The organism is Lentzea sp. NPDC037011 (genome assembly GCF_055607425.1).
In genome coordinates, this window is the sequence record NZ_JBVJRT010000004.1 from 406,568 (window position 1) to 420,912 (window position 14,345).

The following is a 14,345-nucleotide window of genomic DNA, read 5'->3' on the forward strand; positions in this document are numbered from 1 at the left end:
CCCTGCCGTGCCCACGGCGTCTGCAAGTACTGCCAACACAGGTGTTGGCAGTACTTGCAGATGCGTCAGGGAAGCAGGCGGTGGGTGGACAGCAGGTCGTAGAACGGCTCGTGGTGCTTGCTGAACGCCGCGAGCGCCTCGTTGTTGTCCACCGTGTCCGGGTACGCGGTCGACGTGGCGGTGAACCCGGTGCTGTTGCTGACCGCCGTGTGCCACCGCGCGGAACGGGACCATTCGGAGCGGTCGCCGGAGGACCACGTCGTCGCCTCGGCGCGGTAGGTGATCCCCACGCGGTCGCAGTACGCGCGCAGCACCTCCGACGGCGCGCTGACCAGGTCCGCGGCGTCGAGCACGACGGGCACCTGCCCGCCCGCGTCGAGCACGGCCCGGTAGATCTCGTACTGGCCCTCGATGCCGATGTCCGAGCACACCATGTCCGGCTTGAGCGCGTAGAACGAGGCCGCGATCTCGTCGGGGCGGCGGATCAGGAACGTGTGCCGCACCTCGGCCAGGAACCGGCGGTCGGCCAGCACCGCGTCGTAACGGAGGTCCGTGGTGTCCTTGAAGAACACCGTGCGGGTAGCCGACTCCTCCCGGATCGCCGCGATCAGGTCGGTGTGGGTGTGCACCTCGCGGGACCCGACGGTGGTCGAGCCGTAGTCGGAGATGTTGCAGAACGGCTCGTGCAGGGCGAGGAGCCCGTCGTGCTCGACCATCGAGCGGAAGAGCGCGGTCGACCGGGAGCGCGGGGCCGCCCACAAGGCGATGATCATGTGGCTTCCTTCCTGGGGTGCTCACGGTCCCCCAGGCCGCGCGGGCGGGACAAGCCAGGTATGTCCCCGACTTGAGGGTCCCGTGCGCCGGCCGCGATTCTCGGGACCGATTGGCGAAGGGCGGCCGCATGCGACTTGAGTCCACAGCAGACGGATGGGCGCCGGCCCCACCGCGCCGGGTGCCGCGCGCCGGTCGCGGTGACGGACGGCTGCCCTGCTCACCGGCGCAGGAACGGCTGTGGTTCCTCGAACAGGTGGACCCCGGCTCGCCGGCGCACGTCGTCCCGGTCGCGGTGCGGTTCACCGGCGACCTCGACGTGCCCGTGCTGAGCCGGTGCCTGGACGAGGTCGTGCGGCGGCACGAGGTGCTGCGCACCAACATCGTCGAGCGCGCCGGCGTGCCGTACCAGGTGGTGAGCCCGCCGGCGCCGGTGCCGTTGCCGGTGCGGGACATCAGGGACGCGCCCGACGTCGAACGGGCGGTGCTGCGCGAGGCCGCGACCGCGTTCGACCTGGCGACGGCGCCGATGCTGCGGGCGAGCCTGCTGCGCGTCGACGATCGCGTGCACGTGCTGCTGCTGAGCATCCACCACGTCGCGTGCGACGGCTGGTCGATCGGCGTGCTCCGCGCGGAGCTGACCGCGTTGTACGAGGCGTTCCGCGACGGCCGGCCGTCCCCGCTGCCGGAGCTGCCGGTGCAGTACGGCGACGTCGTGGTGTGGCAGCGCGACCGGCTCCGCCGCGGCGAGCTGGACGCCCAGCGGGAGCACTGGCGGACGGCGCTGGCCGGTGCGGGTGAGCTGCTGCTGCCGGCGGACGGCTCGCGGTCCGCCGCCCGGACCGCACGCGGTGACACCATGGCGTTCCGGTTGTCACCGGACCTCGTCACGTCCGTCGGCGCCGTGGCGGCCACGGCGGGGACGACCCGGTTCGCGGTGCTGCTGGCCGCGTTCACGGCCGTGCTGTCGCGGTGGAGCGGCCAGGACGAGGTGGTGGTCGGCTCCCCCGTCGCCGGCCGGTGCGCGGCCGAGACCGAGCCGGTGGTCGGGCTCCTCGCCAACACCCTCCCGCTGCGCCTGGACCTGTCCGGCGACCCGGCGTTCGCCGACCTGGTCGCCGCGGCCGGTGAGGAGCACCGCGCGGCCCTGGCCAACCAGGACTACCCGTTCGACCTCGTGGTCACCGACGTCGGCGCCGGCCGCACGGACGGGCTGGCGCCGCTGGTCCAGGTGGTGCTGGCGCTGCGCGACGCACCGCCCGCGCCGGTGCGGCTCGGCGGGCTGGTCGTCGAGGAGCTCCCGGTCCGGTCGGTGGCCACGAAGTTCGACGTGGCGCTCGACCTCGTGCCCAGCGCGGACGGCGGTGTCGACGGGCGCCTGGAGTTCAGCGCGGACCTGTTCACCCGCGACACCGCGGCCCGGATGGCCGACGCCTTCGTGCGGCTGCTGCGGCACGGCGTGTCCCGGCCGGACGAGGCCGTGTCGGCGCTGCCGCTGATCGCGCCGGCCGAGAGCACCCGGATCACCGGCGAGCTCAGCGGTCACAGCTCCGCCGCGCCGTTCGAGGGCCCGCTGACCGTGCACGGCGTGGTCGAGCAGTGGGTGGAGCGGACTCCGGACGCACCCGCCGTCGTCTTCGGGGACCGCACGCTCACCTACGCCGAGCTGGACGCGCGCGCCAACCAGCTCGCGCACCGGCTGCGGGCGCTGGGGCTGACGTCCGAGCAGCTCGTCGGCGTCTCGCTGCCGCGGTCGGAGCTGGTGGTCGTCGCGGTGCTCGGCATCCTGAAGGCCGGTGCGGCCTACCTGCCGCTGGACCCCGGCTACCCGCGGTCGCGGGTGGCGCACATGGTGCAGGACGCGGCAGCGCCGGTGGTCCTGACGCACTCCTCGGTCGAGACCGGGGACCTCGACGGCCCGGTCCGGTTCCTCCGCCTGGACACCGAGTGGCCCGCGGACGAGCCCGTCTCCCGGCCGGACGTCCCCGTGCACGGCGCGGGGCTCGCCTACGTGATCTACACGTCCGGTTCGACCGGCCAGCCGAAGGGCTCGGCCAACGAGCACGCCCGTGTGGTGAACACGCTGCACGGCGTCAACAACGCCTACGACCTCACGCAGGAAGACCGCGTGCTGGCGGTCTCGTCGCTGAACTACGACATGTCGGTCTACGAGGTCTTCGGCACGCTCGCGGCGGGCGCGACCGTCGTCGTGCCGAGCGACGAGGAGACCACGGACCTCGACCGGCTGTTGGACCTGTTGGTGCGCCAGGAGGTCACGGCGTGGAGCTCGGCGCCGGCGCTGCTGGACGCCCTGGTCGGTCACGCCGGCCGGCGCGGCGGCATGCCCGGTGTCGTGTTGCGCGCGATCGGCCTGGGAGGTGACCGGATGCCGCCCACGCTGCCCCGCCAGCTCACGGACCTGCTCCCCGGCATCCGGCTGCTCAACCTGGCCGGCATGACCGAGACGTCGTACTGCAGCCTCGCCCACCGGCTGACCCGCCGCAGCTACGCGGGCGGTGTGCCGTGGGGCAGGCCGTTCGCGAACCACCGCATCTACATCCTCGACCGGCACGGCCGGCCCGCACCCGTCGGCGTGCCGGGTGAGCTGTTCATCGGCGGAGCGGGTCCCGGCCGCGGCTACTGGCGGCGGCCGGGGCTGACCGCGGACCGGTTCCGGCCCGACCCGTACGGCCAGGAGCCCGGCGGCCGGATGTACGCCACCGGTGACCACGCGCGGTTCCTGTCCAACGGGGACGTCGAGTTCCTCGGCCGGCTGGACCAGCAGATCAAGGTCCGCGGGTTCCTGGTGGAGCCCGGTGAGGTCGAGGCGGAGCTGGCGACGCACCCGGCGGTGCGCGAACCGGTGGTGACCGCCTTCGACGACGCCGGCGGCGAGCGCAGGCTGGCCGCGTACGTGCTGCTGCGCGGCAACCACCGCCCGTCCACCGCCGAGCTGCGCGGCTACCTGGCCGCGCTGCTGCCCGAGCACATGGTGCCGTCGGTGTACGTGGTGCTCGACCGGTTCCCGCTGCTGCCCAGCGGAAAGCTCGACCGGGCCGCGCTGCCGGCGCCGTGGGCGGACCCGCCAGGCGAGGCCGTCGTGACCGCTGCCGACGACGAGGTCCGGGTGCGGCCGCGGGGGTGAGCCGGGGAGATCCCCGACTGTCCCGGACACCGCGGGACCGGCAACGTCTGCAGACCAGGATTGGGAGGTGTCGTGGAATCGTTCACCGCGGACCGGCTGCGGCTGGTGTGGCAGCCCGGCGTCCCCGCCACCCCGGGAGGGCTCCGGTGACCGACACGTACGTCTTCCCGGCGTCCTTCGGCCAGGAACGGCTGTGGATGCTGCACGAGATGGGCGCGGGCAGCGCCTACCACGTCAGCGGCGCGCTGCGGCTGACCGGCGACCTGAACGCGGACTTCCTGCGCCAAGCGCTGCAGCTGCTCGTCGACCGGCACGAGGCGCTGCGCACCGGTGTCGAGATCGGCGAGGGCGGCGCGGTCACGCAGGTCGCGATCTCCGAGCTGACCGTCCCGTTCAGCACCGGGGACACGGCCGAAGCCGGGCTGGACGACGCCATCCGGGCCGTCGTGGAGCCGCCGTTCACCCTGTCCGCGCCGCCGTTGCTGCGGGCGCGGCTGCTGCGGATCACCGACGCGCCGGAACCGCAGTGGGTGCTCGTGCTGTGCGTGCACCACATCGTGGTCGACGGCTGGTCGCTGGGCATCCTGATGGCCGAGCTGGGCGCCGCGTACGCCGCGCTGGCGGGCGGCACCCCGCCGCGGTGGCCAGAACCGGAGATGCAGTACGCCGACTTCGCCCTGTGGCAGCGGGACTTCCTGGCCGGCGACGAGGTCGCGGGACAGCTGGAGTTCTGGCGGACCACCCTGGCCGGTGCGACCGCGCTCGACCTGGTGACCGACCACCCGCGCGGCTCGGCCACCGGCTACCGGGGCGGCACGGTCCGCGCGGTACTGCCGGACGTGCTGGTGAAGCGGCTGGCCACGGCCGCGCAGAGCGAGAACGCCACCGAGTTCATGGTGTTCGTGGCCGCGTGGTCGATCGTGCTGGCGCGGTGGAGCGGCCAGGACGACCTCGTCATCGGCACACCGGTCGCCGGCCGGCCCAGTGACGAGCTCGACGGCGTCGTCGGGTTCTTCGTCAACACGCTGCCGTTGCGGGTGCGGCTGGACCCGCGGGAGACGCTGCGGCAGGCGCTGGTGCGGTGCCGGTCGGTCTGCCTGACCGCGCTGGCCCACCAGGACGTGCCGTTCGAGTGGATCAAGCAGGCGCGCGGTGACGGCCCGAAGATCCCGCAGACCGTGCTGGCCCTGCAGAACACCCCGAGCGGCGACCTCAGCCTCCCCGGCGTGCAGGTGCAGCCGGTCGCGGTGCACAGCGGCGGTGCGCAGTTCGACGTGGGGCTGTACCTCGCGCCGGCCGACGACGGTCTCGCCGCCGAGGTGGCGTACTCCACCGGTCTGTTCGAGGAGGCGTCCGCGCAACGCGTGCTGGACGCGTTCGTGACCGTGCTGACCGAGTTCACCGAGCACCTGGACGCTCCGCTGTGGACGCTTCCGGTGCTGTCCGCGGCCGAGCGGGCGCGGGTCGAGGCGATGACCGGGTCGACCGAGCTCGCCGAGCCGCTGCCGTCGATCACGGAGTGGTTCGGGCGGACCGCCGCACGCACACCGGACGCGGTCGCGGTCGTCGCGGACGCCACCGGTGACTCGATGACCTACCGCGAGCTGGACATCCGCGCGGCGGAGGTCGCGTCGTGGTTGCGGACCAACGGCGTCCGGGTGGGCGACTGCGTCGGCGTGTGCCTCGAACGCGGCCTCGACCTGGCCGTCGCGGTGCTGGCGGTGCTGAAGGCGGGCGGCGCGTACCTGCCGCTCGACCCGGACTACCCCGATGGACGGCTGGCGGCGGTGCTGGCCGGTGCGAAGCCGGGCATCGTGCTCGCCTCGGCCGCGACGCGGTCCCGGGTCTCCGGCGGCACCCGCGTCGTGGACGTCGCCGAGGTCACGGGAGAACCGGCGGCGCCGGTGGAGGTGCCCGGGGACAGCGCGTCCTACGTGGTCTTCACGTCCGGTTCGACGGGCGTGCCCAAGGGTGCGGTCAACACCGTCGCGGGCCTGGCCAACCGGCTGCGCGCGGCGGAGGCGCGGATGCCGCTGGGCACCGGCGACGTGGTCGCCCAGAAGACCCCGATCGGCTTCGACGTGGCCGTGCCCGAGATCCTCTGGCCGTTGCTCGTGGGCGCCCGGCTGGTGTTCGCCGCACCGGGCGGTCACCGCGATCCTCGTTACCTCAAGGAGTTCTTCACCCGGCACGGCGTCACGCACACGCACTTCGTGCCGTCGATGCTGCGCCTGTTCCTCGACTACGGCATCACCGCCGCCGACGTGCCCTCGCTCCGGCGGGTGCAGTGCAGCGGCGAGGAGCTGCCGGCAAGGCTGGCGGCGGACTTCCTCGCCGCGTTCCCCGGCGTCGAGCTGCACAACATGTACGGCCCGGCCGAGGCCGCGGTCGAGGTGACGCACTTCCGGGTCGACACGGCGGCGGACAGCAGCCGGGTGCCGATCGGCGACCCGTTGCCGGGCGTGCAGCTGCTGCTGCTCGACGCGCACGGGCAGCCCGTGCCCGTCGGTGTTCCCGGTGAGCTGCACATCGCGGGCGTGCAGACCGCCCGCGCCTACCTCGGCCAGCCGCAGGCGACCGCGGCCGCCTTCCTGCCGCACGAGAACGGCACGCGGATCTACAAGACCGGCGACCGGGCGTACTGGAACTCGCACGGGCAGCTGGTCTTCCTCGGCCGCACCGACCACCAGGTCAAGATCCGCGGCCAGCGCGTCGAGCCGGCGGAGATCGCCAGTGCGATGCGCACGCACCCGGCGGTCACCGACGCGGTCGTGGTCGTCCGGCCGGACGAGCACGGCGGCCCGCGGCTCGTCGGCTACCTCGTGACCGACGGTGACGTGGCCGTGGACGAGCTGCGGCGCCACCTCGCCGACCGGCTGCCCGCCGCCATGGTGCCCGGCCGGTTCGTGACCGTGCCGTCGTTCCCGGTGAACGACAACGGGAAGGTCGACCACGCCGCGCTGCCGCTGCCACCGGCGGACCTGGTGGAGTCGGTCCGCGTGCCGCCCAGGACGCCCGTGGAGACGCTGCTGGTGAAGCTGTGGGCCGACGTGCTGGGCGTGCCCGAGGTCGGCATCCGCGACGACTTCTACGAGCTCGGCGGCGACTCGCTGCGCGCGGTGAACCTGTTGCAGCGCACCCGTGAGCTCGGCCTGGACTTCCCCCTGCAGGTGCTGCTCGGCCGGCACACGATCGAGGAGCTGGCCGAGCTGGCCCCGGAAGGGCGCGGCTGATGACCCGCACCTCCCCCACCTCCGCGAACACCGTGCCCACCGCCGCGGTCTCCGACGGCAGAGCGGTCGACCTCCTGCACCGGATGGTGGCCATCCCGTCGGTGTCCGGCCAGGAGGGCGAGCTGGCCCGGTTCGTCGTCGGCGCCATGACCGAGCTGGGTTTCGAGGCGCACGTGGACGACGCCGGCAACGCCGTCGGTGTGATCGGCGCCGCCGACGGTCCCACGATCATGCTGCTCGGCCACCTGGACACGGTGCCGGGCGGGCCACCGGTCCGGCTCGACGGCGACAAGCTGTACGGGCGTGGTTCCGTGGACGCCAAGGGACCGCTCGCGACGATGATCGTCGCCGCGGCACGGGCACGGGCGGCCGGTGCGCGGATCGTGGTCGTCGGCGCGGTCGACGAGGAACGCGACTCCGTCGGCGCGCACTACGTCGCGGTCACCCAGCGCGCGGACGCCGTGGTGATCGGCGAACCGAGCGGTGTGGGCACGGTCGTGGTCGGCTACAAGGGCGTGCTGCGGTTCACCTGCTCCGTCGACCGGCCGCAGGCGCACACCAGCTCGCCGGACCCCAACGCGAGCGAGGTCGCCGCGGCCTTCTGGGAGGCGCTGCGCGCGCGGTACGCGGTGGCCGGTGGCCGGGTGTTCGACCAGCTGTCCCCCACCCTGGTCAGCACGTCGGGCGACCTCGTCCACGCCGACCTGGTGGTCTCCTGCCGCACACCGCTGGACTTCGACACCGCCGCCTTCCTGGCCGAGGTGCGCGATCTCGCCGGTGACGCGCAGATCCGGGTGCTGGAGACGACGCCGGCGATCCGCCGGTCCCGCGCCGACCCCGTGGCCAGGGCGCTGGCCGCCGCGGTGCGGGAGCACACCGGCGGCGCCGAGTTCAAGCTGAAGCTCGGCACCTCGGACATGAACGTCCTGGGTCCGGCGTGGCAGGTGCCGATCGCCACGTACGGTCCCGGTGACCCGCACCTGGACCACACGCCCACCGAGCACGTCGACCTGTCCGAGTACCTGCTGGCGGTGACGGTCCTGACCGACGCCGTCGGCCGGCTCGCCACCGATCTGATGTCACCGAGCTGACCAGGGGATGACCTGATGGACCTGCCTGTCGCCGTACTGGCATCGCGCATCCGGCTCGAGGAGAAGCTGATCCTCGCCGAGCTGGCCCGGCGCGGGGTGCCGGTGGAAGTGATCGACACCCGCCGGGCGCTGTTCGAGGTGCAGGCGCCCACACCCGCCTACGCGGGCGTGATCAGCCGCGAGATCTCCCACACCCGCAACGTCTACGCGGCGCGGTTGCTGGAGCACTCCGGCCTCACCGTGGTCAACAGCGCCGACGTCGTCGCGCTGTGCGGGGACAAGCTGCTCACCACCCTCACCCTGCACGCCGCCGGGCTGCCGGTGCCGCGGGCGGCCGTGAGCCTGTCGCCGGAGCACGCGCTGGACCACCTGGAGGACTTCGGGTTCCCGCTGGTGTCCAAGCCGGTGAACGGGTCGTGGGGGCACCTGGCCGCACGGCCCACCGACCGCAACTCCGCCGAGATCATGCTGGAGCACCGCAGCGCGCTGCCCGGCCTGCACCACCAGGTCGTCTACGTGCAGGAGTACGTCGACAAACCCGGCCGCGACATCAAGGCCTACGTCATGGGCGGTGAGGTCGTCGGCGTGATCTACAAGATGTCCGACGAGTGGCGCACGAACACCGCACGCGGTGGCACGACGATGCGCTGCGACCCCGACGAGGAGCTGACCAAGCTCCTGCGGGCCACGGCCGACGCGGTGGGCGACGGCATCCTCGGCATCGACGTGCTGGAGTCCGAGCACGACGGCTACCTCGTCAACGAGGTCAACCACACGCCGGAGTTCCACGGCGCACTCGAGGTGCTGTCGGTGGACCTGGTCGGGGCCTACGTGGACTTCGCGACCCGCAAGCTCGGCATCGGTGCGGCGGCATGAGCGACAAGCTGGCGATGTTCGGCGGCACCAGGGTGATCGGGAAGGGCAGCGTCCCACCCGAGCAGGTCCGGTGGCCGGTGATCACGGACGCCGAGCACGAGGCGACCCGGCGCGTGCTGGACAGCGGGCAGTTCACGTCCAACAGCACCGGCGGCGGTGAGGTGGCCGCGCTGGAGGCGGAGTGGGCCGAGTTCGTCGGTACCCCGCACTGCGCGGCGGTGGTCAACGGGACCGCGGCCATCGAGCTGGCGCTCGCCGCGGCCGGGATCGAGCCGGGCGCGGAGGTCCTGGTGCCCGCGCTGAGCTTCATCGCGAGCGCCATCGGTGCCGTGCAGCGGATGCTCGTGCCGGTGTTCGTCGACATCGACCCGGTCACGTACAACATGTCACCCGAGGCCGCGGCGGCGGCGGTCACCCCGCGGACCCGCGCGATCCTCGTGGTGCACCTGCACGGCCTGCCCGCCGACATGACCGCGTTGCGCGCACTGGCCGACCGGCACGACCTGCTGCTGGTCGAGGACGCCGCGCAGTCGCACGGTGCCACCTACCGGGGCAGGCGCACCGGCACGCTCGGCGACATCGCCACGTTCAGCCTCAACGTGGTCAAGAACCTGCCCACGTGCGGCGAAGGCGGCCTGATCACCACCGCGGACCCGGAGCTGCACCGGAAGGTCGTGCTGCACCGGCAGTTCGGCGAGGACCTGCGCGGCGGCCGGGAACGGGACTACGTCTCCCGCGTGCTGGCCGGAAACGCGAAGCTCAGCGCCATCCAGGCGGCGTTCACCCGCGCCCAGCTCGCGCGCCTGCCGGAGTACGACGCCGCCCGCAAGCGCAACGTCGAGGCGATGCTCGCCGCGCTGGCCGGCCTGCCGGGACTTGTGCTGCCGGAGGTGCCGGCCGACCGGACGCACGCCTGGCACATCCTGCGGTTGCGCTTCGACCCGGCGGCCACGGGCCACCCGGACGTGCGCCCCGGTGCACTGCGGTCGATCCTGCACCGCGCACTGCGCGCCGAGGGCGTGCCGTTGCAGCCGTACCAGCTGGTGCCGCTGCCGATGCAGGAGGCGTTCCAGACCCGTGCCGGGTTCGGCGGGTACCCGTGGAAGCTCGGCGGGGACGTCCGCGGCGGGGAGTACCCGGAGACCACGGCGGTCATCGAGTCGTCGCTGACGTTGCAGCGCTGGCACCTGAACCCGCACAGCGGCCCGGTGCTGCTGCGGTGCGCCGAGGCGATCCGCAAGGTGTGGGACAACCTCGACACCCTGATCCCGATCGCCCGCAGCGTGGACCACCAGTCGAAGGCGGCCGTATGACCACCCCGCTCGCCACCAAGGCGCTGCGCAACCGCGAGCAGATCCTGCGGATGGGCTCCTCGCCGTCCGGCACGCACGTCGGCGGCAGCCTGTCCTGCGTCGACCTGCTCACCGTGCTCTACGACGAGGTGCTCGACCTGCGGCCGGACGAGCCGGACTGGCCGCTGCGGGACCGGTTCATCCTCAGCAAGGGCCACGCCAGCGCCGCCCTCTACGCCGTGCTGGCCGCCAACGGCTTCCTGCCCGAGTCCGAACTGGAGACCTACGCCGCCAGCGGTGGCCGGCTCGCGGGGCACCCGCTGCGCCGCCTGCCCGGCGTCGAGTTCCCCAGCGGCTCGCTGGGCCACGGGTTGTCGCTCGGCGCGGGCGTGGCGCTGGCCGCCAAACGCGCGGGGCACCCGTACCGGGCCTTCGTGCTGATGGGCGACGGTGAGCTGCAGGAGGGCTCGGTGTGGGAGGCGGCCCAGTTCGCGCCCGCGGCGGGCCTGGACAACCTGGTCGCCATCGTGGACCGCAACGGCTGGCAGATCACCGGCCGCACCGAGGACCTGGGCCTCGAACCGCTCGCCGACCGGTGGCGCAGCTTCGGCTGGACCGCCGTGGAGGTGGACGGCCACGACCTGGACGCGCTGCGCGAGGTCTTCGCGTCGCTGGAGCCGGGTCGTCCCACGGCCGTCATCGCGCGAACGGTCAAGGGCAAGGGCGTTCCGCTGTTCGAGGACAAGAAGAAGAGCCACCACGTCACGCTGACTCCCGCGTTGCTCACCAGGGCGCAGGCGGGTCTGCGGGCGCGGTCGAGGAGGACGTCATGAGCGTCGAGACAGCACCCGGCGTCCTGGTGCCCACCCGCGAGGTCTACCGCCGGGTCCTCGGCGAGCTGGCCGAGCGGGACCCGCGGGTGTTCTGCGTGGACTCCGACATGGGCGGGCTGGAGACCGGTTTCGGCGAGCGGTTCCCCGACCGGTACACCAACGTGGGCATCGCCGAGGCGAACATGATGGGTGTCAGCGCCGGACTGGCCTCCGCGGGCTTCCTGCCCTACGCCAACACCATCAGCACGTTCGCCGCGTGCCGGGCGTGCGAGCAGATGAAGGTCGACGTCGCGGGCAACAACCTGCCGGTGCGGATCGTCGTCACGCACGCCGGGTTCTCCGCGGGGCACTACGGTCCCACGCACCACGCGCTGGAGGACATCGCCATCGCCCGCACCATGCCGAACATGACCGTCGTCGTGCCGTCGGACTCGGTGTCGACCGAGGCGGCCGTGTGGGCGACCGCGGACCTGCCCGGTCCGCTGTTCCTGCGGCTGGGCCGGGCGGCCACCCCGCTCGTGCACGAGTCGCCGGACGACTTCGTGCTCGGCAAGGCCACGCGGCTGCGCGACGGCGACGACGTGACGATCATCGCCACCGGGCCGTACCCGGCCGTGCTGGCCCTGCAGGCGCACGACCTGCTCGCCGCGGCCGGTGTCAGCGCGCGCGTGCTGGACATGCACACCGTCAAGCCCATCGACCGCGACGCGATCGTGGCGGCGTCCGAGCAGACCCGCGGCATCGTCACGGTCGAGGACCACGTGCTGGAGGGCGGCATGAGCAGCGCGGTCTGCGAGGTGCTCGCCGAGACCGCGCCGTGCCGGGTCCGCCGCATCGGTGTCCCCACCTCGTTCTTCGACGTCGTCGGCGACGAGCTGGAACTGCTGGCGGCGACCGGGGTCAGCGCGGAAGCCGTCGTCGCGGCGGCCGAGGCCCTGCTGTAGGGGACTCTCCGGACTACTTCGGGGAGTGCACGGACCACATGCTCGGCTGGACATCAGAGGAGGAGCCATGACCACCGCGACGGCGTGCCCCGAGTGCGAGGGCGCGATCGAGATCACGAGCTCGGTGACGCAGAACGAGATCGTGGAGTGCCCCGACTGCATGAGCGAGCTCGAGGTCGTCACCGCCGAGCCGCTGGTGCTGGCGCTGGCTCCCGAGATGGACGAGGACTGGGGCGAGTAGGTGACCTCGATCTCCGCCGGCGTCGTCGGCGCGGCCGGGTACATCGGCGGTGAGCTGCTCCGGCTGCTCACCGCCCACCCCGAGGTCGAGGTGACGCGCGCCTACTCCGCGAGCCAGCAGGGCAAGCGGGTCGACAGCCTGCACCCCAACCTGCGCGGCCACACCTCGCTGACCTTCACGCACCCGGACGAGCTCGGCTCCCACGACGTGCTGTTCATCGCCGTGTCGCACGGGAAGGCCGCCGAGCTGGTCCAGGCGATCGGCCCGGCCGCACCGCTCGTCGTCGACCTCACCGCGGACTTCCGGTTGAAGGACCCCGCGGTCTACGAGACGTACTACGACTCGGCGCACCCGGCGCCGGACCTGCTGGCCGGGTTCACGCCGGGACTGCCGGAACGCCACCGGGACGCGCTGCGGACGGCGGCGCGGATCAGCGTGCCGGGGTGCATGGCGAACGCGGCGATCCTGGCGCTGGCACCGCTGGCCGGGATCGTCGACCAGGACGTGACGATCGACGCCAAGATCGGCTCCAGCGGTTCCGGCGCGACCGCGACCGGGATGAACCTGCACTCCGAGCGCAGCGGGGCGATGCGGGTGTTCGCGGCGGTCCGGCACCGGCACGAGGCCGAGGTCGGGCAGGAGACCGGGCTGCGGGTGCGGATGACGGCGACCGGCGTCGAGGCGGTGCGCGGGGCTCAGGTCCTGTGTCACGCCACGGCCTCCGGTGTCACCGAGAACGACCTGCGCCGCGCCTACCGCACCGCCTACGGGAACGAGCCGTTCGTGCGGATCGTCGCGCAACGGCGTGGCCTGTACCGGCTGCCGGAGCCGAAGATCCTGGCCGGGACCAACTTCTGCGATGTCGGGTTCGCCGTGGACGGTGACCGCGTGCTGGCCGTCGCGGCGCTGGACAACCTCGGCAAGGGCGGCGCGAGCAACGCCGTGCAGTGCCTGAACATCCGCATGGGCTGGGCGGAGAGCACCGGCCTCGGCTTCGTCGGGCTGCACCCGATCTAGCACCGCGACCGGCCTGAGACCGCCGGCGCGGCACCGACACAGGCAGGAGAGACATGGACGGCGTGCTCGTGGTCAAGGTCGGCGGGGCGGCCGGTGTCGACGCCACCGGGGTCTGCGCGGACGTGTCGGACCTGGTCCACGCCGGTCGGCGGGTCGTGCTGGTGCACGGCGGCTCGGCGACGGTCGACTCACTGGCGGACCGGCTCGACGTGCCCCAACGTCACCTCACCTCCGCCAGCGGTGTCACGACCCGGCACACGGACGCGGCCACCCTGGAGGTGCTGCAACTGGCGCTGCTCGGCCAGGTCCGCCCGGCCGTGCTCGGTGCGCTGGGCGAGCGCGGCGTCCGCGCGATCGGACTGTCCGGGCTGGACGCCGGTCTGCTGCGGGCCGAACGCCGCGCCGCCGTCCGCGCCGTGGTGGACGGCAAGCGCGTCCTGGTCCGCGACGACCACAGCGGACGGATCACCTCGGTGTCCGGGGCGCTGCTGGAGTTGCTGCTGGACAACGGGTACACCCCGGTGATTTCGCCGCCGGCGGTCGCCGAGGACGGCCGCCCGGTGAACGTCAACGCGGACCGGGTCGCCGCCGCGGTGGCCGCCGAGCTCAAGGCGGACACGCTGGTGTTCCTCACCGCCGCCCCCGGACTGCTCGCGGACCTGGGCGATCCCACGTCGCTGCTGAGCAGCTACCCGCTCACCGCGGCCAGCGCGTCCACCGTGTCCGGTGGCATGTCGGTGAAGCTGATCGGGGCGCGCGAGGCGTTGCAGGGCGGCGTGCGGACGGTGCTGATCGCCGACGGCAGGGCGGAGTCGCCGGTGAGCCGGGCGCTCGACGGCGCCGGCACCCGCGTCACCCTCGCCTGAGAGACATGTCTCCCCCGGCCGGCGAACCGACCGGGG

The 14,345-nt window shown here is 73.1% G+C and carries 11 protein-coding genes; 10 read left to right on the forward strand and 1 reads right to left on the reverse strand.

The window, feature by feature from the left end; all coding sequences use genetic code 11:
- Positions 1 to 65 precede the first annotated feature (65 nt).
- Entirely contained in the window at positions 66 to 773 is a 708-nt protein-coding gene (locus tag ACZ7CH_RS13860) for a sulfotransferase-like domain-containing protein (RefSeq protein ID WP_470374025.1), read from the reverse strand.
- Positions 774 to 901: 128 nt separating this feature from the next.
- Between ACZ7CH_RS13860 and ACZ7CH_RS13865 the strand changes: the two genes are divergently transcribed.
- The 10 genes from ACZ7CH_RS13865 (at position 902) to ACZ7CH_RS13910 (ending at position 14,309) form a co-directional block, all read left to right on the forward strand.
- The gene (locus ACZ7CH_RS13865) at positions 902 to 3,916 is read left to right on the forward strand and encodes a non-ribosomal peptide synthetase (protein WP_470374026.1); all 3,015 of its coding nucleotides are present in this window, start codon (positions 902 to 904) and stop codon (positions 3,914 to 3,916) included.
- A gap of 146 nt (positions 3,917 to 4,062) precedes the next feature.
- Positions 4,063 to 7,149 (forward strand): non-ribosomal peptide synthetase, encoded by a 3,087-nt coding sequence (locus ACZ7CH_RS13870; protein WP_470374027.1) that lies wholly within the window; start codon positions 4,063 to 4,065, stop codon positions 7,147 to 7,149.
- Complete coding sequence (locus ACZ7CH_RS13875; protein ID WP_470374028.1) at positions 7,149 to 8,240, forward strand: M20/M25/M40 family metallo-hydrolase; 1,092 nt, start codon at positions 7,149 to 7,151, stop codon at positions 8,238 to 8,240. Before ACZ7CH_RS13870 ends, ACZ7CH_RS13875 begins: the two co-directional genes overlap by 1 nt.
- Positions 8,241 to 8,255: 15 nt before the next feature.
- The gene (gene lysX / locus ACZ7CH_RS13880) at positions 8,256 to 9,116 is read left to right on the forward strand and encodes a lysine biosynthesis protein LysX (protein ID WP_458432378.1); all 861 of its coding nucleotides are present in this window, start codon (positions 8,256 to 8,258) and stop codon (positions 9,114 to 9,116) included.
- Positions 9,113 to 10,429 (forward strand): DegT/DnrJ/EryC1/StrS family aminotransferase, encoded by a 1,317-nt coding sequence (locus tag ACZ7CH_RS13885; RefSeq protein ID WP_470374029.1) that lies wholly within the window; start codon positions 9,113 to 9,115, stop codon positions 10,427 to 10,429. Before lysX ends, ACZ7CH_RS13885 begins: the two co-directional genes overlap by 4 nt.
- Positions 10,426 to 11,241, forward strand: a complete 816-nt coding sequence (locus ACZ7CH_RS13890) for a transketolase (RefSeq protein ID WP_360383691.1) — start codon at positions 10,426 to 10,428, stop codon at positions 11,239 to 11,241. Before ACZ7CH_RS13885 ends, ACZ7CH_RS13890 begins: the two co-directional genes overlap by 4 nt.
- The gene (locus ACZ7CH_RS13895; RefSeq protein WP_360383694.1) at positions 11,238 to 12,185 is read left to right on the forward strand and encodes a transketolase family protein; all 948 of its coding nucleotides are present in this window, start codon (positions 11,238 to 11,240) and stop codon (positions 12,183 to 12,185) included. Before ACZ7CH_RS13890 ends, ACZ7CH_RS13895 begins: the two co-directional genes overlap by 4 nt.
- A gap of 67 nt (positions 12,186 to 12,252) precedes the next feature.
- Positions 12,253 to 12,426 (forward strand): lysine biosynthesis protein LysW, encoded by a 174-nt coding sequence (gene lysW / locus ACZ7CH_RS13900; protein ID WP_360383697.1) that lies wholly within the window; start codon positions 12,253 to 12,255, stop codon positions 12,424 to 12,426.
- Positions 12,427 to 13,443: an N-acetyl-gamma-glutamyl-phosphate reductase gene (gene argC, locus ACZ7CH_RS13905; protein WP_458432381.1), complete on the forward strand. Its 1,017-nt coding sequence runs from the start codon at positions 12,427 to 12,429 to the stop codon at positions 13,441 to 13,443.
- A 53-nt stretch (positions 13,444 to 13,496) separates the two neighbouring features.
- On the forward strand, positions 13,497 to 14,309 hold the full coding sequence (locus tag ACZ7CH_RS13910) for a [LysW]-aminoadipate kinase (protein WP_470374030.1): 813 nt from the start codon (positions 13,497 to 13,499) through the stop codon (positions 14,307 to 14,309).
- Positions 14,310 to 14,345: the final 36 nt, after the last annotated feature.